Annotated in this window: 22 protein-coding genes; 4 read left to right on the top strand and 18 right to left on the bottom strand. The window is 33.6% G+C overall.

Annotated elements, in window-relative coordinates; genetic code table 11:
* Positions 1-16: 16 nt before the first annotated feature.
* Positions 17-445 carry an N-acetyltransferase gene (locus A5880_RS14730; protein WP_086329812.1) on the top strand — a complete coding sequence of 143 codons (429 nt, stop codon included), beginning with the start codon at positions 17-19 and terminating at the stop codon, positions 443-445.
* A 93-nt stretch (positions 446-538) separates the two neighbouring features.
* Here the strand turns inward: A5880_RS14730 and clpB are convergent, their stop codons facing one another.
* The 11 genes from clpB to A5880_RS14675 all read right to left on the bottom strand — a co-directional run bounded on the left by clpB (position 539) and on the right by A5880_RS14675 (position 15,483).
* Entirely contained in the window at positions 539-3,145 is a 2,607-nt protein-coding gene (gene clpB, locus A5880_RS14725; protein WP_086329811.1) for an ATP-dependent chaperone ClpB, read from the bottom strand.
* 385 nt (positions 3,146-3,530) lie between these two features.
* Positions 3,531-4,001, bottom strand: coding sequence for a hypothetical protein (locus tag A5880_RS14720; RefSeq protein ID WP_086329809.1), 471 nt, complete (start codon positions 3,999-4,001; stop codon positions 3,531-3,533).
* Between the two features lie 267 nt (positions 4,002-4,268).
* Positions 4,269-5,198, bottom strand: a complete 930-nt coding sequence (gene dnaI, locus A5880_RS14715) for a primosomal protein DnaI (RefSeq protein ID WP_179190363.1) — start codon at positions 5,196-5,198, stop codon at positions 4,269-4,271.
* A gap of 2 nt (positions 5,199-5,200) precedes the next feature.
* A complete protein-coding gene (locus A5880_RS14710) occupies positions 5,201-6,604 on the bottom strand; it encodes a replication initiation and membrane attachment family protein (protein WP_086329805.1) in 1,404 nt (467 codons plus the stop codon).
* Between the two features lie 14 nt (positions 6,605-6,618).
* Complete coding sequence (gene nrdR, locus A5880_RS14705; protein WP_086329804.1) at positions 6,619-7,092, bottom strand: transcriptional regulator NrdR; 474 nt, start codon at positions 7,090-7,092, stop codon at positions 6,619-6,621.
* A gap of 237 nt (positions 7,093-7,329) precedes the next feature.
* Positions 7,330-7,929 (bottom strand): dephospho-CoA kinase, encoded by a 600-nt coding sequence (gene coaE / locus A5880_RS14700; protein WP_086329803.1) that lies wholly within the window; start codon positions 7,927-7,929, stop codon positions 7,330-7,332.
* A 3-nt stretch (positions 7,930-7,932) separates the two neighbouring features.
* On the bottom strand, positions 7,933-8,769 hold the full coding sequence (mutM, locus tag A5880_RS14695; RefSeq protein WP_086329801.1) for a DNA-formamidopyrimidine glycosylase: 837 nt from the start codon (positions 8,767-8,769) through the stop codon (positions 7,933-7,935).
* A gap of 91 nt (positions 8,770-8,860) precedes the next feature.
* Positions 8,861-11,506, bottom strand: coding sequence for a DNA polymerase I (gene polA, locus A5880_RS14690; RefSeq protein WP_086329799.1), 2,646 nt, complete (start codon positions 11,504-11,506; stop codon positions 8,861-8,863).
* A 435-nt stretch (positions 11,507-11,941) separates the two neighbouring features.
* A complete protein-coding gene (locus A5880_RS14685; protein ID WP_086329798.1) occupies positions 11,942-12,853 on the bottom strand; it encodes an aldo/keto reductase in 912 nt (303 codons plus the stop codon).
* Between the two features lie 58 nt (positions 12,854-12,911).
* On the bottom strand, positions 12,912-14,390 hold the full coding sequence (locus A5880_RS14680) for an AcpB/EbpR/MafR family transcriptional regulator (protein ID WP_086330314.1): 1,479 nt from the start codon (positions 14,388-14,390) through the stop codon (positions 12,912-12,914).
* 529 nt (positions 14,391-14,919) lie between these two features.
* Positions 14,920-15,483 carry a hypothetical protein gene (locus tag A5880_RS14675; protein ID WP_336577209.1) on the bottom strand — a complete coding sequence of 188 codons (564 nt, stop codon included), beginning with the start codon at positions 15,481-15,483 and terminating at the stop codon, positions 14,920-14,922.
* Positions 15,484-15,759: 276 nt separating this feature from the next.
* Here A5880_RS14675 and A5880_RS14670 point away from each other — a divergent pair, with 276 nt between their 5' ends.
* The 3 genes from A5880_RS14670 (at position 15,760) to A5880_RS14660 (ending at position 18,766) form a co-directional block, all read left to right on the top strand.
* Entirely contained in the window at positions 15,760-16,578 is an 819-nt protein-coding gene (locus A5880_RS14670) for a helix-turn-helix domain-containing protein (protein ID WP_336577208.1), read from the top strand.
* A gap of 236 nt (positions 16,579-16,814) precedes the next feature.
* The gene (locus A5880_RS14665) at positions 16,815-18,110 is read left to right on the top strand and encodes a murein hydrolase activator EnvC family protein (protein WP_086329796.1); all 1,296 of its coding nucleotides are present in this window, start codon (positions 16,815-16,817) and stop codon (positions 18,108-18,110) included.
* Positions 18,111-18,331: 221 nt separating this feature from the next.
* The gene (locus tag A5880_RS14660) at positions 18,332-18,766 is read left to right on the top strand and encodes a universal stress protein (RefSeq protein WP_086329794.1); all 435 of its coding nucleotides are present in this window, start codon (positions 18,332-18,334) and stop codon (positions 18,764-18,766) included.
* A 107-nt stretch (positions 18,767-18,873) separates the two neighbouring features.
* Here the strand turns inward: A5880_RS14660 and A5880_RS14655 are convergent, their stop codons facing one another.
* From A5880_RS14655 to A5880_RS14625, 7 genes are all read right to left on the bottom strand, one after another.
* A complete protein-coding gene (locus A5880_RS14655) occupies positions 18,874-19,632 on the bottom strand; it encodes a class I SAM-dependent methyltransferase (RefSeq protein WP_086329793.1) in 759 nt (252 codons plus the stop codon).
* A 310-nt stretch (positions 19,633-19,942) separates the two neighbouring features.
* Positions 19,943-21,055, bottom strand: coding sequence for a tyrosine-type recombinase/integrase (locus tag A5880_RS14650; protein ID WP_336577207.1), 1,113 nt, complete (start codon positions 21,053-21,055; stop codon positions 19,943-19,945).
* Between the two features lie 334 nt (positions 21,056-21,389).
* Complete coding sequence (locus tag A5880_RS14645; protein WP_086329791.1) at positions 21,390-21,740, bottom strand: hypothetical protein; 351 nt, start codon at positions 21,738-21,740, stop codon at positions 21,390-21,392.
* A 238-nt stretch (positions 21,741-21,978) separates the two neighbouring features.
* On the bottom strand, positions 21,979-22,707 hold the full coding sequence (gene lepB, locus A5880_RS14640) for a signal peptidase I (protein ID WP_086329787.1): 729 nt from the start codon (positions 22,705-22,707) through the stop codon (positions 21,979-21,981).
* Positions 22,708-22,732: 25 nt separating this feature from the next.
* Positions 22,733-23,395 carry a hypothetical protein gene (locus A5880_RS14635; protein ID WP_086329786.1) on the bottom strand — a complete coding sequence of 221 codons (663 nt, stop codon included), beginning with the start codon at positions 23,393-23,395 and terminating at the stop codon, positions 22,733-22,735.
* A gap of 23 nt (positions 23,396-23,418) precedes the next feature.
* A complete protein-coding gene (locus A5880_RS14630; protein WP_256924788.1) occupies positions 23,419-24,465 on the bottom strand; it encodes a WxLIP family cell surface protein in 1,047 nt (348 codons plus the stop codon).
* A gap of 130 nt (positions 24,466-24,595) precedes the next feature.
* Entirely contained in the window at positions 24,596-25,420 is an 825-nt protein-coding gene (locus A5880_RS14625; protein ID WP_086329784.1) for a WxL domain-containing protein, read from the bottom strand.
* Positions 25,421-25,426: the final 6 nt, after the last annotated feature.

Genomic DNA, 25,426 nt, shown 5'->3' with positions numbered 1-25,426 from the left:
GGAAAGGATAATTAACATGATCAAAAAAATAACACACTTAACCAGTGAAGAGCTAGATAGACTCTTAAACATTTGGCTAGAAGCAACAATTGAGGCGCATCCATTCATTGAAAAAAACTATTGGTTGGATAATCAGTCATTACTTAAAGAACAACTGCCTCAAGCAGAGCTTTATGTTTATATGAAAGATGGAAAAATCGTTGCCTTTCTTGGCATGATCGAAACATATATTGCTGGTCTTTTTGTACACACAGACTATCAAAACCAAGGCATTGGTCAACAACTTTTAGCCGAAGTTAAAAAAGATCATAAACAACTAAGTTTATCTGTTTATGTAAAAAATCAACGAGCTTTACACTTTTATCAGAAGCAAGGCTTTCGTTTCGTTAAAGAAAATGTGGATGAAACAGGTGAACTTGAACACCAACTTGTTTGGGATAGATAGACTTCAATGATTCCTTGATATAAAATTACAGAAAAAAGCAGCTATCTCTCAAAAAATGAGACATAACTGCTTTTTTATTAACCTCTTTGTTTTTTACTCTTCTTCAATAGATTCATTTTCAAAGACTAATTGGTTATTCAACAAACTGATGGTTACTTTTGTTTTCGGCAATACTCTTCCTGACACAATTTCTTTTGCTAGAGGTGTTTCCACTTCTTTAGTAATAAAACGTTTCAATGGACGAGCACCATAAGCCGGATCATAGCCGCTTTCAGCAATCCATGTTTTCGCTTCATCAGAAATCACTAACTCTATTTCTTGATGCTCTAGACGTTTAGATAATTGAGCTGTCATTTTGCCAATAATGCCTTTAACATTTTCTAAGCTTAATGGCGTGAACAAAATAGTGTCATCAATTCTATTTAAAAATTCCGGTTTAAAATGACCACGTAAAACCGTCATCACTTGTTCTTCAACCTCTTCTGGTATCACGCCTTCAGAAGTAACCCCTTCAAGCAATAATTGAGAACCGATATTACTTGTCATAATCAAAACTGTATTTTTAAAATCAACGACTCTTCCTTTAGAGTCAGTCAAGCGACCATCATCTAGCACTTGTAATAAAATATTGAATACATCTGGATGGGCTTTTTCGATTTCATCCAACAAAACAATTGTATAAGGATTACGACGAACTGCTTCAGTCAATTGACCGCCTTCTTCATAACCAACATAACCTGGAGGTGCTCCAACTAGACGTGATACACTGTGTTTTTCCATATACTCACTCATGTCGATTCGCACCATATGATCCTCTGAATCAAACAAATCTTCCGCTAATGCTTTGGCTAATTCTGTTTTACCAACACCAGTTGGTCCTAAAAACAAGAAGGAACCAAGTGGGCGATTTGGATCTTGCAGGCCTGCACGGGAACGAATCACCGCATCACTAACAGCATCGACTGCTTCATCTTGACCAATCACTCGTTTATGGAGTGTTTCGTTTAATTTCATTAATTTTTCACGTTCACCTTCAACCAGTTTGGTCACAGGAATACCTGTTAAACGTCCAACCACTTGAGCAATTTCATTTTCAGTAACTGCTTCTTGCACCATTTTCACATTATCTTTAGCATTTTTGGCTTCAAGCTCTTTTAATTCTTCTTCTAATTTAGGAATTGTCCCATGACGCAACACGGCTGCTCGTTCTAAATCATAATTATTTTCTGCATCTTCTAATTCATGTTTAGCCTTATCAATTTCTCCACGTTTAGTACTGACAGCATTGACTTCTTCTTTTTCTGTTTCCCATTGCATTTTCATCGCATTGGCTTCTTCTCGAAGATCTGCCAATTCTTCTTGGAGTGTAGTCAAACGTTTTTTACTTGCATCATCTGATTCTTTTTTCAATGCCGCTTCTTCGATTTCCAACTGCATCAAACGACGTGTAACTTGATCTAATTCTGTCGGCATTGAGTTCATTTCAACACGAATCGTTGCACTTGCTTCATCCACTAAATCAATCGCTTTGTCAGGTAAAAAACGATCCGTGATGTAACGATCAGATAAAGTTGCAGCAGCAACTAACGCATTATCATGGATATTCACGCTATGATGGATTTCAAACCGTTCTTTCAACCCACGTAAAATACTGATGGTATCTTCTACAGTTGGCTCTTTCACTAAGACTTTTTGGAAACGACGTTCTAATGCTTTGTCTTTTTCCATATATTGGCGATATTCATCTAATGTTGTTGCACCAATTAAGTGTAATTCACCACGAGCTAACATTGGTTTTAACAAGTTTCCAGCATCCATACTGCCTTCTGTTTTTCCTGCGCCAACAATATTATGGATTTCATCAATAAATAAGATGATACGACCTTCACTTTTTTTCACTTCTTTTAAAACCGCTTTTAGACGTTCTTCAAATTCACCACGGAATTTCGCTCCAGCAATCAATGCTCCCATGTCTAATGAGAAAATTGTTTTATCTTTTAAGTTTTCAGGCACATCTTTACGGACAATCCGTTGCGCTAACCCTTCGACAATCGCTGTTTTACCAACACCTGGTTCACCAATCAAAACGGGATTGTTTTTTGTTTTACGCGAAAGAATTCGAATTACATCACGAATTTCTTCATCACGACCGATAATCGGATCTTGCTTACCGCTTTTAACTTGTTGCACCAAATCTACGCCGTATTTTTCTAATGCTTTGTATTGTTCTTCTTGATTTTGAGAAGTCACACGATCTCCCCCTCTAATATCTTCAATATTTTTACGTAGCTCTTTTTCTGTGATTCCCTGATTTGTTAAATACTTTGTTAAACGATAATTTTTCAACTTCATCAATGCTAAAATCACAATTTCCGTTGATAAAAACTCATCTTGGAACGTTACTCTTAATTTGTCCGCTTCACCCAATAAATTAAATAGATTTTGACTCATGCTTTGTCCATATTGAACATTTCCACCTTGTACACTGGGGTATTCATCAATTGCTTTATCAATTTCATGTTCAAAGGATTCGACATCTACCCCTGCATCTGTATAAAAATTACGCCCAAAGTGATTGGGTTGTAAAAAAATCTTCCATAAATGAGCAATATCGATTTCCTGATGATGACGAGTAACAGCGATTTGTTGCGCCTGAGCAATTGCTTCTTGTAATGTTGTTGTCATTTTCTCGATATTCATAGAATTACCTCCTAAATTTAAACGTATAACGAGCTTGCTTAGCCTTCGCAGAAAAATAGGAGAGCGGTGTCTTCTGCCACAATCTATTTTATCTTTTTTCTAAAAGGCTAGCTCATAAAGCTAGTTAAGCTAATTCAATAGTACTGTTTATCTTTAAAAAAAAATTCCGTCTTTTGTACTATTTTACTAAGGACTAAAGTCTGATTAATTTTGACCTTATAAATCAATTATAGTCAATTGGTCAATAAAGGTCAAATGAAAACTGCTCATTTTGGCGAATATTCTCTGCTTATTTTTATGATACAACTTATTTATTTTTTAGCAAAGATTAGTGTCCGTTCACCCACTAAAACAGGGAAAACACGTTTTAAGACGAGCTTAGGTTTTAAATTTTTTCAACTTTAATTACTGAATTTCCAGCAATTTGTGGAGGTATTGATCTGGTCATTGCGGGTAATCCAACTAATGTACATCGGATATTGTCTCCTTTTTTTAAGTTTTCATAGTTGATTCCATCAGCTAATTGTTCGTTGACTACATTTAAAATGACACCATCATTTTCCATCATAGCAATTATTTTTTCTGGATCTTCAATCGCTTTTACTTCCTTCAAAACCAAGCGGATTGATTGATCTTTTGTATCATTTTCTTTAGCGTCTTCTGTTAAAATCGCCGTAAATATTGATTGAGCGTTCTCTTTTTTCTTGCTAGTAAATGTGTCATCCGTTGCTTGATCGTTTTGGCTACTCATTGACGTTTCTTCACTTCCTTTTGATGATTCTTTTTGATTTTCTGTGCACGCTCCTAAAGAAATCAATAGAAGGAATGTTAACATAGGCGTTGCTATTTTTTTCATAAAATCGCCTCCAACATTATTTTGATGATGTGTTTCATCATTTATCATTATCTATTATTATTTACTATTCCTAAAAGTGGCTGGAACATCACTCTATGAGTCATACCCCAGCCACCTGAAAACCAAATGAACACTGAAACAAAAGCAACTCCTTTTATTTCTCAGAGTTAATCGCTTTTGTTCCAATCTTTTTTAATCCAACTGAAAAGAAACACAATGAAGAAACGAGCTGTGTTTCTTGTTACCTACTACACTTCATTACATCCTCTAACCATTTCTTCTATCATTTCCAGACATAGTAATCTCTTTTGCAAGGTAGCGAATACGCTCCATAATTCGACGAGCTTTTAGCGGTTCTTGTTCACCACGTTGCGTTACGGATAGATGTTTTTCCAGCTCTTTTAAATCAAGATTAGATGAAAAGAACGTCACTAACTGTTCTTGCATTCGGTATTGTAAAATAACACTGAGTACATCATCACGAATCCATGATGTCATTGATTCGGCACCTAAATCATCTATCATCAATATAGGCGACTTCTTGACTGCATCCAATTTTTCACCAACTAAATCTTTCGCAATCGCCTGTTTCATTTCAACCGTAAATGTTGGAAAATGAATGATAGTCGTCACAAAGCCACGTTCTGCTAAATTATTAGCAATAGCACCTAATAGAAAAGATTTCCCTACTCCAAAAGTCCCTTTTAAGTAAAGACCTTTATGAAATTCTTTTGGTTTTTGGGAATATTCTTTAATAAATTTCATTCCACTTGCGAAAGCTTCTTCACGACCATCGGAACTTAAATCGAAATTATTCAACCGTGCTTCGCGTACGTCTTTTGGCATATCCATAGCTTTCACTCGCTTGCGTATCTCATCTTCCCGTTGCTTGGCGATCAATGCTTCAGTGGGAATATACGTGACATCAATATAGTGAAAGTTTAAAGCTAACTTAGGTTCATAACCAGGTGCAATCATTGTTGGATCATTCAATTGATATTTTCTTTTTTCTTGAACAAATTCATATAACTTGGAATAGCTTTTTCGGATATCATCATCTGTTAATCGGTCACGATGTTCTTTAATGAATGCTTGTACATCAGCATCTTTCATGACCACTTCCACTAACTCATTATATCTTTCGTTCATATCTCTTTTTTGAATGATTTTTGACATTTCTTTTCCCACATCTTCCATGATTAATCACCTTCTTCATTTAATAATTCTCGAAGTTCTCTTTCCAGTTCAGCTTGTCTTTCTGGCGAGAGTTTCTTTTCTTCAATCGGATTGTCTACCCAATCCGGTAGCGTCTCTTGACGTATTACTCGATTATTTTGACCATAACGTTGCCGTGTTTGTTTTTGCTCTTTGCCTTTTTTGGCTATTTCTCGGACATGTTCAATTGCTTTTTCCGGTGATAATATTTCACTTTGAGCCCATTCATTAGCAATTCGGTTAACATAGTCAGCTTTTAGGGTAGGCTGTTTTTGTATATTATACACATAATTAATCAAAATATTGATCACACTATTTGGTAAGCCGGATTTACTCACTAAATATTTGACTAAAGAACGCTCTTGAGGGGTCGTATACCCACCACGTCCATTTTTCAACGCTTCTAAGTAATTTAATGGGAAATTATTTTCACTATCCATAATCATCTGAATATCTTGCGTTGAAAATCCATTCATTTTTAATGAGTTATAGCGATAGGTTTGCTGATCTTCCGAAGATAAATCCACCGATTCATTTTTTTGAAACTCGCTTCGTTTTTGTTTTTTATCTGGGTCATAGGTTCGATAAATCGTTCTTTCAAACTCTTTTACATCAATCTTACTCGTGTAATAATCAAATGATTTTGAACAGAAATCAACCATGTCTAATTCTGTTATTCCAAATAAATTATGAAAAATGAACACTTCTTCTTTAAATCCAGCAGCATTATCTGGCAGTTGAATGCCAATTTTTTCGATTCCTTGAATAAAATATGCCCAATCAAAACCTTCACTGACTGCACTTAACTTTTGAACTGGTCGTGTTTCCTTGAAAGATTCCTCTATTCTACTTAACTGTTCACTTTGAGAAATAATTTGCTCTTCTTTGAATACATATGCATCTTTAAATCCAGCAGAAACTTCTTCAAAACCTGTTAAATTAATGAATTTGGGCTTCAATCGGTCAAACAATTTATCTAACTTTCTTTGTCCTACACTGTTCAAAAGCGTTAATGTCAGTACTTCATCTTTGAAAAAACGTTCAACAGATTCAGGATGATTTAACCGGTATAAAAATCGGGTCCCAAGCTCAGAATCCTTTTGAACAAAGGTTGATAGTAAGCCAATCCCTTCAAGTTTAATTCTGGCCGCTTCAATCTGTTTGATACTCTTATCCATCATGGTTATCAAGTCCGCATGAAACAAGGAATCGCTAAGACCTTTCTCGTCAACTTCTGATAGTAAAGTCAAATATAAGCTAAACGCTTCTGAGCCAATAATCGGTTGGTATAAAAGTGTCAATATTTCTTGTTCTTTATCTGACAAAGGTGACGAAATAGCTACTTGAAAAAGACTTTTAGGATGGACGTCTTTCCAATTGTTTTCCAAGGAAAAAGACCTCCTTATTCATTAGTTGATGATTTCGCTTTGTCTACGATACCTTGCAATTCTTTTAAAAACACACTCATATCTTTAAACTGACGGTAGACACTAGCAAATCGAATATAAGCAATTTCATCCAAATTAACTAAATCTTCCATTACATATTCACCAACTAAAGTTGTTGAAACTTCATTTTCGCCTAAACTGCGTACGCGGTTTTCAACATTATCAACGATTTGTTCCATTTGTTCCATCGCAACTGGACGTTTTTCAGCAGAGCGAATAAGCCCACGTAATATTTTTTCTCTATTAAATTCTTCTCTGTCTCCATTTTTCTTTATTACCAATAACGGTGCTGCTTCAATTCGTTCAAATGTTGTAAAGCGATAATTGCAATTTTCGCATTCTCTACGACGACGAATTGCGCGACTATCATCGGCTTGGCGACTGTCAATGACTCGTGAATTATTATGATGACATCTTGGACAACGCATAGTGTTCACCTCGTTTTATTATTTTTATTTTAATCAACTATCCATATTATAACATGAAATGATTAAGAAACCAGACATTAGATATTACTTGTTAATGAAATGAATCATAACTTTTAATTGCTATAACTCCTTTGACTGAATCATCACCATTAAAAGGAATATATCTATAAAAAAACAAGGGACTGGGCCATAACTCTGTGAGTCATATCCCAGTCACATGGAAGTAGAATAGTCTGTTTATTTTATAAACTTTTTTTGCTTCAACCAGTCAATTACTTGCTGGCGTAAGTTCTCTTGACTCCCTTGATTATCAAAGATAATATCAGCTTTTTTTTTCTTCTCTTCAATTGATAATTGGCTATTGATTCTTTTTTTAGCTTCATTTTCTGACAATCCATCTCGTTTCATCAATCGCGGCAATTGAATTACCTCAGGCGTATAAACTACGGCCACTTGATCAACCATTAGATCATACCCGCCTTCATATAACAAAGGAATATCTACAATCACCAACGCTGCTTGTTTCTTTTTCACCTCAACTTGTCGAGTGATTTCTTCTCTTAAAAAAGGAGAAAGTATTTCATTTAACTTTTTTCTTTTCAGCTCATCAGAAAATACTAGACTCCCTAGCTTTTTACGATCTAAATAACCATCGGATTGAATCATCGTTGAACCAAAATTTTCAATAATCGCTTCCAGTCCTTTTGAATTTGGTTCAACTATTTCCCTAGCGATAATATCAGCATCTACAATTGGAAAACCAAACTCTTTAAAAATAGCTATAACTGTACTTTTCCCAGTAGCAATACCTCCAGTTAATCCAAGGATCATTCCCATAAATCAGTTCCTCACTTTCAAGGTTTGACATTTAGGACAAAAATGTGTACCACGTTGAGCAACTTTAATTTTTTTAATAGGTGTGGCACATCGTGGACATGGCTTGTCTTTTTGCCCATAGACATTTAAAGAAATTTGGAAGGTTCCTGCTTCTCCTAATGCATTTAGATAACTACGAATAGTCGTACCTCCCGCTTCTACAGCGCGTCCTAATACATCAATAATGGCATAATATAACCGTTCTACTTCCTTAGGTTTTAATGTATCTGCCGGTTGTTCTGGATGGATTTTCGCTTCCCATAAAGCTTCATCTACATAAATATTTCCTAACCCCGTTACTAAACGTTGGTCTAACAACAAGGGCTTAATTGCTTTATGATGCTTTTTTAATCCTTTCCGAAATTCAGGTAATTTGAATTCTGAAGGGATTGGTTCTGGACCTAATGCTAAGATTCCTTTATATGCATTTCCTTGATTTTTCTCTACCAAAACCATTCGACCAAATTTCCGAACGTCAAGATACCTCAGCTCAGTCTCATCGGTAAAAGTAAAAATAACATGAGTATGTTTGGCACGCTCATCTTCTACATCATGGGTTTCATATTTTCCTTCCATTCTTAAATGAGAAATCAGATCGTAGTTTGTCAATTTAAAAATTAAAAATTTTCCCCGACGCTCCATTTTTTCAATGGTTTGACCAATTAAATGTTGGGCAAACATTTCCGATTCTGGTGCTTCAATAATTCTCGGCCATAAAACCGTGACTTCTTTAATTGTCTTTCCAACAACTAATTGTTCTAGCCCTTTTCTGACTGTTTCAACTTCTGGTAATTCAGGCAATTTTTCATCTCTCCTTAGAAGAAAAAGACTGAAGCGAAAAGTATTTAAAACTCTTTCCTTCAGCCAGTCTTTTTCAAATTATTTTAACGAACTATTTCGCTTCGTACCATGTTTTGCCCCAGCTGCTATCAGTAATCAACGGCACATGTAAGGCAACCGCATTTTCCATGACATCTTTGACTAATGCATTTAATTTGTCTAATTCTGATTCTGGTGCTTCAAAAACAAGTTCATCGTGCACTTGAAGCAACATTGTCGCCTGCATATTTTCTTCTTTCAAGCGTTGAGCCATATTAATCATTGCAATTTTCAAAATATCTGCGGCGCTCCCTTGGATTGGCGTATTGATTGCTGTTCGTTCCGCAAAAGAACGCAGATTAAAGTTGCGGGAATTAATATCTGGCAAATAGCGGCGACGATTATACAGCGTTTCTACAAACCCCTTATCTTTGGCATCACGAACGATATCTTCCATATATTTTTTTACACCTGGATATTTTTCAAAATAGGTATCAATGTATTCTTGTGCTTGTTTTCTAGTAATTCCTAGATTTTGTGATAAGCCGTAATCACTGATTCCATATACGATTCCAAAGTTTACTGCTTTGGCTTGACGACGCATATTTGGCGTCACATCTTCTGCTTTTTCGATACCAAATACTCGCATTGCCGTACTGGAATGAATATCTTGCCCTTCAATAAACGCTTCTTTTAAATGCTGATCATCAGAAATATGAGCAAGAACACGTAACTCGATTTGAGAATAGTCAGATGAAAAAATCATCCAATCTTTTTCTCGAGGTACAAACGCTTGACGAATTTTCCGACCTTCATCTAAGCGAATTGGAATATTTTGTAAATTGGGATCAACAGAACTTAAACGACCTGTTTGTGTCAAGGTTTGAACGTACCGTGTGTGAATCTTGTCATCTGGTTGAATCACTTTTAACAACCCTTCAACATAGGTTGACTGGATTTTGGCAATTTGACGATAAACTAGAATATCTTCAACGATCGGTGCTTGTTCTTTTAATTGTTCTAATACATCCACTGCCGTTGAATAACCAGTCTTTGTCTTTTTAATCACAGGTAAACCCATTTTCTCAAACAAAATCACACCCAATTGTTTTGGTGAATTTAAATTGAATTCTTCTCCTGCTTCAGCGTAAATTTTTTGTTCGATTTCTTGAAGACGATCTGAAAATTCAATACGCATTTCTTTCAATCGGTTGGCATCTACCCGAATTCCAGTAATTTCCATATCTCCTAATATTTTTGAAAGTGGCAATTCCATTTTATAGAATAAATCAGCTTGATTTTTTTCCACAAGTTCCGCATCAAGTTTTTCTGAAAGAAAATGAATCGCTTTGACTTTTCGCGCAAGATGGTTGAAAAATGCTTCATCATCTTCTGGCAAGCCTTTTTTGGCGCCTTTTCCATAGACGGTTTCATCCGAATGAATATCTGTGTAGCCGTAATGTTGGGCCACACCTTCAATATCTGCACTATTATCATTTGTATCTAATAAATAAGCAGCTAATAAAACGTCGAATGTGATCCCTTCAGGCTTACCAACATAGCGATTAAGCGAGACATATGTGCGTTTTGCATCATACACTTTTTTCTTATAGTTATCTGACTTCACCCAGTCTACAAAGGGTTGACTTTCAAATAATTCCAAACTATTCGTTGTATAGATTTTTTTCTTTGTTCCCCATGCAACACCAACGATTGGAGAGGTATGATAATTATCTTCTAGCATTTCAACATATAACGCCATATCATCAGAAAACATCTCTTCTGTAAATGTATCGACTACATCAAAATGAACATCTTCTAATTCAACAGATTCTTCTTCAACGTTTAGTTTACTCAAGAATTGCTTAAAATCCATTTCTTTATAAAATGGAATCAATTTTTCTAAATCTTTCCCTTCGTATTTCAGATCTTCAATATTAACTTTCACTGGAGAATCTACATTGATTGTTGCTAAACGTTTCGACATAAAGGCTTGTTCTTTATCATTGATTAGATTTTCCTTCATTTTGCTTTGCTTCATGTTATCGATGTTTTCGTAGACACCCTCGACCGAGCCATATTCTTTCAATAATTTGATCGCAGTCTTTTCACCGATTTTCGTTACACCGGGAATATTATCGGACGTATCTCCAGCTAAACCTTTCATATCAATGATTTGATTAGGCGTTAGTCCATCATATTTTTCAGCCACAAACGCTGGTGTATAAGATTCTATGTCACTAACACCTTTGATGGTAATATCCACTTTAACCGAATCAGTTGCCAATTGAGTCAAATCGCGATCCCCAGACAATACAACCACATCGAACTCATCTTTAGGAACTTTAGTAGCCAATGTTCCAATAATATCATCCGCTTCATAATTATCTAATTCATAGTATTTCACACCTAAACCAGTTAATAATTCACGAATATAAGGCATTTGTTCTTTAAATTCACCAGGCGTTTTTGAGCGGCCCGCTTTGTACTCTGGGTAAAACTCTGTTCTAAAAGTTGTTTTACCTGCATCAAAGGCTACCAAAACATGCGTCGGATTTTCTTTTGTCATAACATTTTCAAACATATTGTTAAAGGCATAGATTGCATTGGTATGCAGCCCATTTTTATTTTTAAAACGCTCCAAGGAATTATGTAAAGCAAAAAAGGCTCTAAACGCCACACTATTCCCATCAACTAATAATAACTTGTTTTTTGTCATTCTTTTTCTCCTTATCTTCACCAAACTGGTTTCCTCTTCATTTTAACAAAAAACTGTCAACTTTGCAGTAGGAAGGAACTAAAGTTCGTAAAGTTAATTACAAACAAAGAAAAACCCACTCTGCACACTCAGAGTGGGTTAATTAGGAGTTCACACAAAATGAAATAATTAACTGTTATTATTCTATGTATTTATAATACAAGGAATATGTGAAAAAAATATGAACGAACGTTTCCTAAAATGTAAATTTTTAATGCAAAAAAATTCCTTCTCAAAAACTTAGGTTCAATCATTTAAACACATAAAGAGACTTTTCCACACACTAAGAAGAGTCTCTTTTCTATTAGGAATTCACACACAAATGAATTTTTCTATAGGTTTATATTACAAATCCTTTATGAATAATATGTGAAAAAAACGATTCATTTTTGTAAATTAAGGTAGAATATTTCCAGCTGCTCGATAAATCTCATACCAATCCTCTCGACTTAATACAATATCAGAGGCAGCAGATATCTCTTTAATCCGTTCTTGATTCATTGTTCCTGCAATTACTTGCATGTTGGCAGGATGTCTTAAAATCCAAGCTGTCGCTAATCCTGTTGCAGTACTATTATGTTTTTCAGCAATTCTATCTAAAACAGCATTTAAATCAGAAAATTGCTTATTTCCAATAAAAACACCTTCAAAAAAACCATATTGATAAGGTGACCACGCTTGAATGGTCATTTGATTTAAACGCGAATACTCTAAAATACTACCATCTCGATCATTACTAACTTCATCAGTCATATTTACGTGAATCCCTTGATCGATCATTCCAGTATGTTTAATGCCAAATTGTAATTGGTTTGCTACTAAAGGCTGTTCGACTGACTTTTTCAGCAACTCAATTTGCATTGGTTTTTGATTGCTAACTCCGAAATACTTCACCTTGCCTTGTGTTTCCAACTGATCAAAAGCTGTGGCTACTTCTTCTGGTTCAACTAATGTATCTGGTCGATGAAGCAATAGCGTGTCTACATAATCTACACCTAATCGCTTTAAACTCTCTTCAACAGAAGCAATAATATGTTCTTTAGAAAAATCAAACATCCCTTTGCGAATACCACATTTCGTTTGAATGATAATTTGTTCTCTTTTGATAGACGTTTCTTTTAATGCCTTTCCAAAAATGGTTTCACATTCTCCTCCGCCATAAATATCTGCATGGTCAAAAAAATCAATGCCGTTTTCATATGCAGTTTCAATGACTTTTGTAGGATTTTCGGCGCTATTTATTCTCATACACCCTAAAATGACTGATGCCACTTGTAATTCGCTTGTTCCCAATTGAATCTGTTTCATTAGAAGACCTCCTAAAATTGTAATTCTTATTTATTTTACCACACTTTCATGAAAGGGCTCACAAACCTGCACTTTTTATGTTATTTTCAATTTGAAAAAAAATGTCGTCAGAAAAGTAAGGCTCTATGAGAATAACAATTTGGGCACTTTTTTGACTTAGCATTTGATAAAAAACGGTTGTCAGAATAATATCTGCATATGAAATTGATGCGGTCGTTCGGGCATAAACAACTGCTATATTTCTTTTATTTTGAAAAAAACTAATAATTCTTTGCCCAAGTTCTTTTTCCTTTTCAATAGTAAAGTCCGTCATTACACAAATAAATATCTTTTTTTCGTTATATACAGGGGAAATCAATGAACTCATAATTGTAAAAAAGCGGTAGAATACTATTTCCTTAGGTATTAGTTGGTGCGTCAAATTTTTTTCCACTAATTCATTCACCCCAACTTCAAATTTTGCTGTGAATCTAGGGTATTTCTTCTTCAAAAATTCAATGGATTGAATCCTTTCAAAATAGGAACCTGAAAATAATTCATAATATAGGTGAAACCCTAAAAAAGCGACTATCGTTTCTTTAGAGTAATCAAATTCTTTTTCCCAAAACACCTGTTTGAATTTATTAGTAACTATTAATGTGTTTTTATAACACGTTGTTTTCTTTAAGTAGTGCTCTTGAATGAGATAAATTTGCAGGTTTAAACTAAAATAGGGTAAAAATTTTGCCTGTATAAGTAAATATAAATAGGATAACTCGTCCAAACTCAACACTTCAAGGACTTCAGTATCTTTCATTGTTTCAACAAATTGAGAATATAAAGAACTATTTTTTAAGTATTGATGCCAATCTTCTTTTAACTTTATGGTATTCCTTTTTTTATACCGCCAAACAGCTATTTCAATGAACAAAGAAAACGACTCCTTTTGAAGATCATTGATTTGAATTTGGAAAAAATGGATTAAGCGAGCAACTATTCTATTTATTTTCTTTTTTTGTTGGCATAAAAAGGATGTGGCTGTTCCTTGATAGACAAACCAGTAAAAATCGTAAACAAACGCTCGAACTTGCATTTCTTCACCAACCAGTTCATGTGATCCTCTTTTTACTTGAAGCCCTATATCATTCAGCCATGAACTAACCTTTTTCACTCGTCTTCGCAAGCTAGAATCGCTAATCTGAATCTCCTTTATAAACGCATGGGTTTCAAATTCCGTACCTTCAATAATCGATTTTAAAAATATAATTTCAGGTAAGCTATTTAAATAGTATGTGCGAAAATTCTCTATACATAAATCGTTCTCTCTTTCTAAATAAATTTTACTTCCCATTCTAGTGCGAATAGTCAATTGGTTATTTAAATAATAGCGCTTAAATAACCTTTGAAGTTTTTTTAAGTATCTCAAAATCGTTTTTGGATGAACTGCAAGCTCTTTTGAAAGCTTTTCTAATGAGCATTCCTTATTCGTAGATTTTAACAATGTAAAAAGTTCAAGTAATTTTTTTGATTCAAAGTCAAGAATTTTTGTATACTCCATCACGTAACCCCCATTTTTAATAAATATCATCATTCCAAGCAAACTTCCCACAAACTTAATCCCTCTATCTGATTATCGAAAGTTCAACAAAAAAAACAATGAACATAAAGAATATACGCAAAATTCATTGTTTTTCATTATTATTTATTTTTTTAGGGGTAAAATGGACATTTGAATCATTAAAATTCCTGTACTTAATGTTATGCTGTCTCACAAAAAGAAGACACAAATGAACGGCGAAACGAAAGTAGCTTCTTTGAAAATAAGATGAAATTACTATGAAACACAGCCGATATTGCACAACAACTGCATGGTTTCCATAGATAAGCACCTTCCCTTCATCACTTCCGATGCAAAGACTCTCAGCACAATTTACATAGTAAATCCAAAAATCCCCTATGTTTATCTTTGATTAAAGAATGAAAAAAGGCTTCTTTACAAAAAATGATATTACATGCTCAAACACATTAGTCCTGTTTTATAAATGAAAAATATAGCATTATGCGTATCTTACTTATGAGAGGATAAGTTAACGCCATGTATAGCTCTTTATCAACCAACGTGCATATTCCCTCTTCTCTTTTATTTTTTGAATCTTTCTTGCATAGGTATCTCTAATGTATCGATATACGTTTTTCTCAGATTCCAATTTTATTTCGACATACATTTGACTTATTGCATTCCGATTTGCTTTATATTTTTTTCTATTTCCACCAGTAAATCCATAAAAAATGTCCATCCCTTTAGATTCTTTTGCTATTGGAGAATATAGAAGTAGCTCTTTTTTCGCTTTTTTCAACCTTTTTAGTATATCTTCTGTTCGTTGTTTATCAAAATTTTGTTTTATGATTAGTTTAGATAATCGGGCATATTCAATGTTAGCGATATGTGTATACAACTGACTCGCGTAATCTAGTCCTTTGTATAAAATATTTGCACTGAAAGACATATTTACCAATAACTTATATTGCTGAACACAGCACTCTTCTATCTTTTGCTTGCTCTCTTGACATGGAATTTCTTTATTTAACTTTTCTAAAAATTGATATAGCAGATGATTTTTTTGTTCCTCTATTTTACTAATTTTTCTCATTTTTTTGTTCCTCCTTTAAAAGAATGAATAAATTATGGTATACTTAATTTAAAAAATAAGATAGAAAAATTAACCTCTTTCATTGTTTTTAAAATTGTATACATTAACTTTTATAGTACGATTTACAATTAACCAAACCAGAGAAATTGAATATATTTCGGTATAAAAACTATAACATTACACAGAAGTAAAAACAAGAACAAAATGAAAAAAAAACGGTACACCTATTATTAATAAAATGATATAGTAGAAGAAAGAGTTTTAGGAGGTATAAATTTGGATATTGATTTAATCGCAGCTGGCAAACGAATCAAAGAAATTAGAAAACTGCACAACTATTCGATGGCACGTTTTTCAAAAATAGTGGGTAATTCGAGTGCTAGCACTGTAAACAATTGGGAAAAAGGAAACAACTTACCTAACCAAGACCGTCTAGAAAAACTAGCCATTCTCGGTAATACAACCGTTGAATGGATTCGTTATGGTGATTTTAAGGACTACGTTGAACATCTTTTAGCTGGAGCGAATCTAAAAAAGACTTTAGAAAAAGAACAACTTAATCAGCTAGTCACCACCTTGAAAAAGAAAAAAATTACCTATTCACAAGATTTAAAAATTTTGACTGTCGCAATGGAACTATTTCCAGAGCTATTTGAAACAAGCTATCAATCAGAAATTGATGAGCACCAAACTTCAATTATTGCTGAAGAGTCAACAACATATAGTATTGAAAAAAACAACCGATACAGAGCAGATTTTTTACCCAGAATTGAAAAATTATTAAAAAATTCAAACAACAAAGAACTAAATGCAGAGATTTTATTGCTGACATTTGATTTATTAACATGTGTAGAAACGCTTGAGAATTTCCCAGCAATATCTCAATTATTTACTCTTTTATCTGACATACTGACCGATAATATCTCCTACAAAACCAAAGCGGCATCAAACGTGGTTAATTACAATGAACTAACTAAAAAACAGCCACATGGCAAACAATTGTCAGAACAAACAATAAAGAAAAAATACACATATGCAAAAAAGGAATTACTTTGCTTACTAGATCAAATTCATGATGAATACCGCTTATACTAAAACCGTTGTGGATAGTTCTTATACACATAAACCTTATTAAAAGTAAGTATCATATATTACAGTTAGATGATAGATTTATTTCTAGATTTTAAAATTTAGACTTTTATATTAATCTGTATGGTTAAATCGGTCTATTCATTAAAGACTATGGTATACTTTACCTTGTCTAATTGAAGATTACTTACCCAAAAATTGTATAACTTAACTTTTACCACATAAAAAGCGAGGGTCATCACTTGAAGAAAAAATTAATAGCAACACTTTCATTTATTTTATTAGTATATGCAACACCTATGAACGTGGTCGCAGAAAATATTGATCAGAAAATAGATAATCAAACGAAAAAAATAGAAGCAATCATTAAGACTGAAAAAGATGCAAAAGAATACTTAGCAACACTCGAAGAAGAAATTGCAACAATCGAAAAGGAATATCAAACCGTTCTTTCTGAAAAACAGAAACAAGAAAAAGAAATGAATCGACTAAATACTGAAATTAGTAATCTAGAAACAAAAATAGAAAAAAGAAGTGAACAACTTAAAGCTCAAGCAAGAGTCACTCAAACAAATCACGAACAAGAATCTGTTCTGACTGTTTTACTTAGCGCAGAATCACTTTCTGATGCTGTTTCAAAAGTTTTAGCCGTTAATACCTTAGTGACAGCAAACAACGAAATTCTCACTGCTCAAAAAGATGACAAAAAAGAACTTGTAACGTTAAAAAGTTCTTTAACAAAAACGCTAACTGCTTTAGAAAAAAAGACAGCAGAACTTGAGGAAAAAGAAACAACGCTTGCAGAGTCAAAACTCGAACAAAGCGTTAAAATCAATGAAATTGCTGCTCATTTAGCAACTGAAACTGCTGAAAAAGATAAGTTCATAAAACAAAAAGAAGAAGCTGCCAAACAAAAAGAAGCCCAACTAAAAGCTATGGCTGAAGAAAAGAAAAAAGAAGCCCAAGCAAAGGCTCAAGCTGAAAAACAAGCGAAAGAACAACAAGTAAAAGAAGCTGAATTAGCTGCTTCTCAAACAACCACTAAAGAACAATCTCAAACTGTTCCAAACACCAATAATGATTCAGCACAATCTGAAAACTCTGACAATAACTCACAAGCGCCGACACCTCCTGTATCATCTGGCGGATGGTTATCACCAGTAGCAAGTATGCTAGTCACGAGTGGCTTTGGCGGCAGAGAAGATCCAACAGGGATTTCAGGATCATTCCATGATGGTATCGATTTTGGCGGCTCAAGCGGAACACCAATTATGGCATCTAGAGCTGGAGAAGTTGTCAGTGCGAATTATAGCGGAATGGCTGGAAATCACGTAGTTATCAAACATGATAATGGATATTATTCTTATTATCTTCATATGAGTAGCTTAAGTGTCTCTGCGGGACAAAGCGTTAGTGCTGGCCAAAATCTAGGTGGTATGGGAACTACTGGTAATTCAACAGGTGTTCATTTACACTTTAGTATCTCTACTGGTTTATGGTCTGGTTTCGTTAATCCTGCTCCACTTCTTGGTCTATAAAACTTAATATTTGGATTTTATCGGACTCATTTCACATAAAATGAGACCTCTGATGTCTTCTTGCTTAGGATGCAAAAAGACATCAGAGGTCATTTTTATTCCCATTTAAAATAGCCGTTTTCATTACAATATTTGGATAATTTAACTATTCCATCACTTCGTTTAACCTTATCTTTTGAACATGGTATAATGAAAATAGATAAAGAAAGGTGCTGATTGAAATGAGCAATAACTATTCAAATATTCTAGTTGCAGTTGATGGTTCAAAAAATGCCGAATTAGCTTTACAACATGGCGTTGAAATTGCTAAAGAAAAAAATGCTACTTTATATCTACTATCTGTTGTAGACGAAAACGCCATCAGCCATAGCTCTTATGCATATTCCAAAGTACTTGGGGAAGAAAAGGAAGCCATTGAAAAAGAGCTGCTTAAAAGTATTTATTACGCTACAGAACAAGGGCTAGATGATGTAAAACCAATTGTTGAGATTGGAAACCCTAAAGAAATGATCTCTACTATTATTCCTAGTAACCAATCAATTGACTTGATTATTATTGGCGCTACAGGTAAAGGCATGATTCAAGCAAATCAACTTGGTACAACAACAAGCTATGTTGTGCAATATGCTCCATGTAATGTTTTAGTTGTAAAATAAACATTCTAAGCTTTTCTGGAGAAGTTGCTTTTGCACCACCCATCATTTATTTGGTTTACATGTGACTGAGATATGACTAACAGAGTTATGTCCCAGTCACTCCTTTTTTATTTACTCACCTTACAAACGATCATAAATCTATGCTGATTATTGTGAATATATCCTTTTTGTAATAGTTCATTTTGCCTATCTATCAATTGTTCAAAATGAGTATGTACCTGAAAATCAGGATACTCCCATGGAATTCTTTTCACATAATAAATTAGACCTTCCATATCAAAAAAATGCTGATAGGGAAAATACTCCTTGGCAAAAAGAATATCAAATGATTCCTCTATCAAGGCTTGCTGAGCATTTTTTAGTGACCACTCAGTATATTTGGATCGTACATTAGGAATTAACTGCTCTGCAAGAATACGACCATTTTGATCACCAACTTGTTGAGTAATAAATACTCCTTGATTTTTCAAGACTCTACGTACTTCTTTTGGATCATAGGAGGCATGACTATTTATAGCAATATCAAAAGACTCACTTGAAAGACTTAATTGATCACTCTCATTAACAAAAGTTACATTAACACCTTTTGGTTCAAGTCTTTCTTTCAATAATTTAAAATTGGGTAACCAACCTTCTGTCACAGTCGTTCGCTCATAAGGATGTTCAAATGTTTGTAATAATTCTCCCCCACCTGTACCCATATCTAATAAATTCATTTCTCTTGATAGGTAGTCACGAACAATTTTTGAATACTCCCACGGTAAAGGCTCTATATCCCACCTATCTTTCATGTAGGAAAAGTCCCACCCTATAAATCTTTTTTGCTCAATTGTCTGCCAATATCTTCTTAATAACTCTTTGTCCATAACTACTTCTCCCTTACATTTTAGTCAAGCTTTCTTGCAAGTACGATACAGTTATGTTAAATGTTGATAGGAAAGTGTTTACTCAATACAGCCTCTATCATTTTATAACTGTATCAAGTAGTTACTTCGAGCAATCACTTTTTTTATCATGTGGCTTATCCCTTTCTTTTAGCTGGCAACATTCAATGTCTTTAAGTAATCTTCTATTTACCTACATAATTTATTCAAACGGCCAAGCGATAAAATGTTTGACTTCTTTTTTAGTTGTCTCTTAATTTGTATACTATCATACCCAACTTTTGATTCGTTATTATTTCGTCATCAATTGATCAATTTTGGAGATCGCTTTTTGTCGACTTTCTAACATTGAATCAGTATATGTGTCTAACGTCATCTTCGTGGAAGTGTGTCCTAATAACTTACTAATACTGGATATATCCACTCCCTTTTCCAAACACCTAGTGGCAAAGGTGTGACGTAACGAGTGAAAACTGATATTTCTTATTCCTGATAGTTGCACGACTTTTTTAAAACGATATCTGATTACTCTAGGTTCAGCTAATTTATTTTTACACGAAACGACATAACCCGATGTTGAAACACTTTTTGTCCTTAATAGATATTGTTTTAAATTTTGAGCGATGGGTACAACCCGATAAGATTGATCTGTTTTAGGTGCACCAATAAAGACTTCTGTTTTATGCTCGCTACTTTTTTGACTGTATATTCTGTAAATAGTCCTGTTTACAGAAATCGTCTCTTTCTCAAAGTCAATATCTGACCATTTAAGTCCGCTTATTTCTCCAATACGAAGACCTGAATACAACGCTAATATTATTGCCGAACATCCATTTTCTTGAAAAGCAAACTGTTCTAATTGTTTTTGCTCATTCATCGTCAAAGTTAATTTGCGTGTTTGGTGTTTCCGATTGATTCGTTGAATATAATTGCAAGGATTAGAAGTGATAATGTTCTGCGTTACTGCCTCTTCTAATATTTTTTTCAAGATAACAACGATATTGCTGATCGTGCCATATGATAAGCCCGTTTCTTCTAATGAATCAGCGTATGTTCTTATATACTCAACAGTAAGATGAGTGATATTTTTTTCCCCCATATAAGGCAAAATATACTTGTTTATTAACCATCTATAATTAAAAAACGTAGAGGGTTTGACTGTATTTTTTTTATAGTTATACAGCCAATGAAGAGTCCATTCTTTAAAATTGCCATTAAATGCGCTGGTTGGTCTGGATTCAACATACTTTGCTTTCAAAAATGTCAGTTTCGATTTTACCTCTAAATACCGTTTTCCATAAATATAACCATAAATGATTTTTCCTTCATTATCTCTATTTTTGATATACCTACCTTCCCATCGACCATCTTTACGTTTGTAAATATTCTCACCTTTTTTTACCATGGTCTACTCCTTTCTGTGCATCCCTAATAAATGATTCACTTATTTAGGGGTTAAGTCATTAAATTCCAAACATATCGCTTTTCGTTTTTTAATAAAAGAATGAAATAAATAGTACACTTTTAATATACCTGATTATCCTTTCAATAAAAATACTTTTTTACGCTAATCTAACAACTAACCTAAACGGATGTTTATTATTTTTAATAAAAAAAGAAACTAAATCCATCTATTTTTTAAACAAAAAAACCATCAAAACACATGTATTTAGCATGTTTTGATAGTTTATATATAATAATAGTTTTTAAAGAGGTTCTCCGTTTAATTAATTAGTTAGTTAGTTCTTTTTACATCCGCAGAATTTATAAACATGTAAATAATTTCCAGTTGCTACACCTTTTGCATCATACTCTGGTTCTGATGAAATTAATTTTGAACAACCATCATAATATCTTAGACCGTTGTGCTGTACATAAATTTTTGCATATTTTGTAGTAGTTGGGCTTGACGTAGTAACTGTCACTTCACCTTTTAGTAATACTTTATTCGCTTTTTTTACTGATGTTACTTCAGTTTGGTCTTCAAAATACTTCGCTTTAGTTGTAGCTTCTGCACTTTGACCTCCAAAACCTAATACGATGAATAGTCCCAAGGCTAATGACAAGGCAACTAAAATTTTCTTTTTCATTTAACAACATCTCCTTATAATGTGAATTACTTTTAGAGAAACCCTCTAAAAAAACTAGAATTACCCAAATTATTATAGATTGTTCAAGCTATTCTTTTTTGAATGCTCTTTTTTTTATATGCAGAATGGTCATTTTTATTTTTTTCAAAATAAAAATGTCTCAACATATGTATCTGATTCTCTTTCTATACATACTATGTCTTTTTATTAAATCGAACATTGACTCGAGCATAGATGATCAATTGAATTTTTCCATTAAATGTAAAGGTAATACTCTCATTTCGACTACTCCAATAATTTCTGTTTTTTTCACCAATCCATAATAGCGGCTATCAGTAGAATATGGCCTATTGTCTCCCAATACTAAGTAGGAATCTTTTGGTATGATTGTTTCACCATTGTTTAATTTTGCTATACTAAAATTTTCCGTAAAAAAAGAATCTGTTTGTTGGGCTTTCCTTATTTCTTCTTTGTCAATAAACTTTTCGTCTTTCTCGCTATTATTGATGTATAGCTTATCTTCTTTATATTCTACTGACTCTCCTGGCAAACCAATCACACGGCGAATCATTTTCCCTGGTTGATCGGGTGTATGGAAATAAACTAATTTAAAACGAGTAATTTTTGCCCGCTTGTTAATGTAGACGAGTTCATTTTCAGAAAGCGACGGCAACATGCTATATCCTTCAACTTTAGAAAAAGTAAAACAAAATACAGATAACAACCAGATGAAAAGACACGTAACAGATAACGCAACCGCAATCTCAATACTAATACGTTTTAATTTTAATCTGCGTCTTTTCTTTATTTTCCGATAGATCACTTTCCTTTTTTTATTTCTTGCTTTTGAAGGAATTCGTGATTTTTGCACTTTTTGCTTATTTTTTTTTAATGCATTGCGAGAGTCATTCTTTCTTATAGGTCGTTTTACTTTTTTATTATCTGAGCGATGATTTCTCTTAGACATAACCACTCCATTAATCGTTTTACTATTATTTTTTTGCGGCTAATGATTTTTCATTAATCTTGAATTGATCAAAAACTGCTTTTTCATTTTTTTTCACTTTTTCAATATCTGCTCTAAACTCTTCTAACAATAAAGGATCTTTATAAAATCCATTTCCTTGAGATGAGAGATTAAGACCAAGTTCTTTCATTGATGAGTAGTAACGGTTAATACGCAGTTGACCATCCTCATTGATGCGATAATCCGCTTTATTTAAAGCTGAACCAGCTAAACGCAATGACAAATTTGCCAGATTTTGTTCTACAGTTTCGCCTTTACCGGATTCCGCTAACGTCAATTGATCCTCTATATCTCTAATATTATAATAGCCAGAAACAATCGCCTTTTTATCTTCTTCACCTAAATTTGTTGATTGATAATAAATGGCGTACATAGAACTAGCTCCACCTAAAATTATCATTATTACGCCAAAAGAACAGCCCCATATTCCTCGATTTACTTTTTTTTGTAGAATTCGTTTTTTCTTAGCAAGCATTTTCCTCTTACGTTTATTTTTACTTCGGATTCTACTTATTTTTTTCTGTTCTTTTTTGACTCTAATAATGCTTATAAAAAAGAGAAAAACAAAAAGGAAAAAGAGAATTGCCAGAGCTAAACCGATAACTGCAATCCAATCCAATATTGTCATTTTATTCTTCCCAACTTTCTATACTACCTTTTTTTTCGTTTTACATTTTTTCTCTTCGTTTTCTTCCTTCGACTTATAATGAATCGAATTAGGAAGAAGGCTCCTAAAAAGAAGGCAAAAACACTACCAACAATCTTAGCAACTAGTTTCCAATCGAATCCCCGATTTTGATCTAATCCAATATCTTCTCTGTTAAATTTATCTGCCTCTTCTTTGGTTATTTTGAAGGATTCCATCCATTCCCATTTTTTTTCACCAACACTAGCAACCACATGCGCCCTGTACGTTCCTGGAATCATCGACTGACCTTCCATACTTAATGAATAGTTCAATACAGAATTTGGTGCCATTTTCATCTTTGTTTTTTTGGATTCAAAAAGAACTTCATCTTTTTTCTCAGCCATTATCTGAACTTCCACAGTGAGTTCTTTTAATATATCAGGCATTTGATTACCCAAATCCACCATGATCGAGTTACGTCCATTAATTTGTGTTGCATAGGCTTTAAGATAATCTAATTCTGGAGAGGTTGGCGTATCTGTTTCTCTTAATAACATCGCAATCGTATACGCATACTCATTAACAATGGTTGTACCATTTTGTTCTTTTTTTTGCGTTTTATCTTCGACCTTTTGTAACTGAATTCCCCCTAAAATAATGCCATCATAACTTGTTTCCGGCATTGTAATGTCTAATTCTAACTCCTTATCTGATTCAGGTGGAATCACAACTGTTTTAGGTCCTTTCACAATATCAGCAAAATCAAATTTCATTGATTTATCTTTATCTAACTTTGTTTCACCATATTCAAGAACTCCATTTGAATTTGTTCTAGCCCCGTTTAATCTAACTTCAACGGTTACTTCCTTTTTTCCTAGATTTGTAAGTGTGATAGAAACTTTTTGTTTTTGCCCAGGAGTCATTTTAAGGTTGAAGTATCCAGCTTCATCCATTTGATTTTCAGGTAGATTGGTTTTATATAAGAAACCGACTGCCCCAGATGGATCTGAATCTGCATAAGAAATAGTTGGATTAACACAAAAAATTAAACTAGTTAAAAATAAACCCATTAACACCATTCGAATATTTTTTATCATAGAATTGAAACAAATCCTTTCATTTAAAACAAGTTCACTAATTATTCACTTAATAATTAGTGAGCTTGTCTTACTAAACAGTACTAGTTAATTCATCCTATTTTTAAGGTATAACAACAATTTCCCATAAAACTTTTGCTTCATATGCTTCATTCGTTTTTACAGTTTTACCTGGAACAAATAAAGTGATAGAACCATCTTTAATTTCATTGGCTTTATCTCCTGTTCCTGCTGGTGTACCTGTTGAATCAACAGATGTTCCTTTACCCGTTCTTGTGTGGTATTCTACAGTGTTACCAAAACCTACTGTGTATGTTCCAACACCATTTTTGGCATCTGTCGTTTTCAGAACTTCTGCGGTATTACCACTTTCTTCTAGAGTGAAGTTCGCATAATCTTTTCCTGGTTCAGCGTGTGGGCTTACTGCTGGATCCGTTGCAGTTTCCATAATTGGATTTGTAAAATTAATGGTTGAATTAGCTAACTTATTTCCGCTTGCTGCTTCAAATTGTTGGCTCATTTTTGCGCGTAATTCCCATTTTGAACGATTATCAATTCTTCTGTCTGTAAATTGTAAATAAACTCCACGTTTTTCCTTTGCACCATTTTTAGTAATTTCAACTTGTTCTGCAAAATAATTTTGATCTGTTAATACAGCTTTTTGTTGTTTGAAGTTCATGTCTGAAACACCATCAATCATCAAAGATCCTTTATCTGTATTTGGTATATATGGAGGATCAACTTTATCATCTGGATTTTCCGAATCTCGATCCTCATTTCCTCCATCAGTATCTTCTACATACTCAATTGAACCTTTTCCTGATAATTTTTTTGCATCTCCACCTTCAGCGTTTGCAGCAGCAGGTAGCGCAATGCTTGCTCCTAATACTGCTAGTAATGCCATAGAGCATAATGTTCTTTTTTTCATTTGTGT

Source organism: Enterococcus sp. 4G2_DIV0659 (assembly GCF_002140715.2).
Taxonomy (GTDB): domain Bacteria; phylum Bacillota; class Bacilli; order Lactobacillales; family Enterococcaceae; genus Enterococcus_L; species Enterococcus_L mansonii.
This window is presented reverse-complemented; position numbering and strand designations above follow the sequence as displayed.

Coding starts and splice junctions, on each gene's coding strand:
- A5880_RS14730 (WP_086329812.1), top strand. CDS start 17: ATGATCAAAAAAATAACACACTTAACCAGTGAAGAGCTAGATAGACTC.
- clpB (WP_086329811.1), bottom strand. CDS start 3,145: ATGAATATCGAGAAAATGACAACAACATTACAAGAAGCAATTGCTCAG.
- A5880_RS14720 (WP_086329809.1), bottom strand. CDS start 4,001: ATGAAAAAAATAGCAACGCCTATGTTAACATTCCTTCTATTGATTTCT.
- dnaI (WP_179190363.1), bottom strand. CDS start 5,198: ATGGAAGATGTGGGAAAAGAAATGTCAAAAATCATTCAAAAAAGAGAT.
- nrdR (WP_086329804.1), bottom strand. CDS start 7,092: ATGCGTTGTCCAAGATGTCATCATAATAATTCACGAGTCATTGACAGT.
- coaE (WP_086329803.1), bottom strand. CDS start 7,929: ATGGGAATGATCCTTGGATTAACTGGAGGTATTGCTACTGGGAAAAGT.
- polA (WP_086329799.1), bottom strand. CDS start 11,506: ATGACAAAAAACAAGTTATTATTAGTTGATGGGAATAGTGTGGCGTTT.
- A5880_RS14685 (WP_086329798.1), bottom strand. CDS start 12,853: ATGAAACAGATTCAATTGGGAACAAGCGAATTACAAGTGGCATCAGTC.
- A5880_RS14680 (WP_086330314.1), bottom strand. CDS start 14,390: ATGGAGTATACAAAAATTCTTGACTTTGAATCAAAAAAATTACTTGAA.
- A5880_RS14675 (WP_336577209.1), bottom strand. CDS start 15,483: ATGAGAAAAATTAGTAAAATAGAGGAACAAAAAAATCATCTGCTATAT.
- A5880_RS14660 (WP_086329794.1), top strand. CDS start 18,332: ATGAGCAATAACTATTCAAATATTCTAGTTGCAGTTGATGGTTCAAAA.
- A5880_RS14655 (WP_086329793.1), bottom strand. CDS start 19,632: ATGGACAAAGAGTTATTAAGAAGATATTGGCAGACAATTGAGCAAAAA.
- A5880_RS14650 (WP_336577207.1), bottom strand. CDS start 21,055: ATGGTAAAAAAAGGTGAGAATATTTACAAACGTAAAGATGGTCGATGG.
- A5880_RS14645 (WP_086329791.1), bottom strand. CDS start 21,740: ATGAAAAAGAAAATTTTAGTTGCCTTGTCATTAGCCTTGGGACTATTC.
- lepB (WP_086329787.1), bottom strand. CDS start 22,707: ATGTCTAAGAGAAATCATCGCTCAGATAATAAAAAAGTAAAACGACCT.
- A5880_RS14635 (WP_086329786.1), bottom strand. CDS start 23,395: ATGACAATATTGGATTGGATTGCAGTTATCGGTTTAGCTCTGGCAATT.
- A5880_RS14630 (WP_256924788.1), bottom strand. CDS start 24,465: ATGGGTTTATTTTTAACTAGTTTAATTTTTTGTGTTAATCCAACTATT.
- A5880_RS14625 (WP_086329784.1), bottom strand. CDS start 25,420: ATGAAAAAAAGAACATTATGCTCTATGGCATTACTAGCAGTATTAGGA.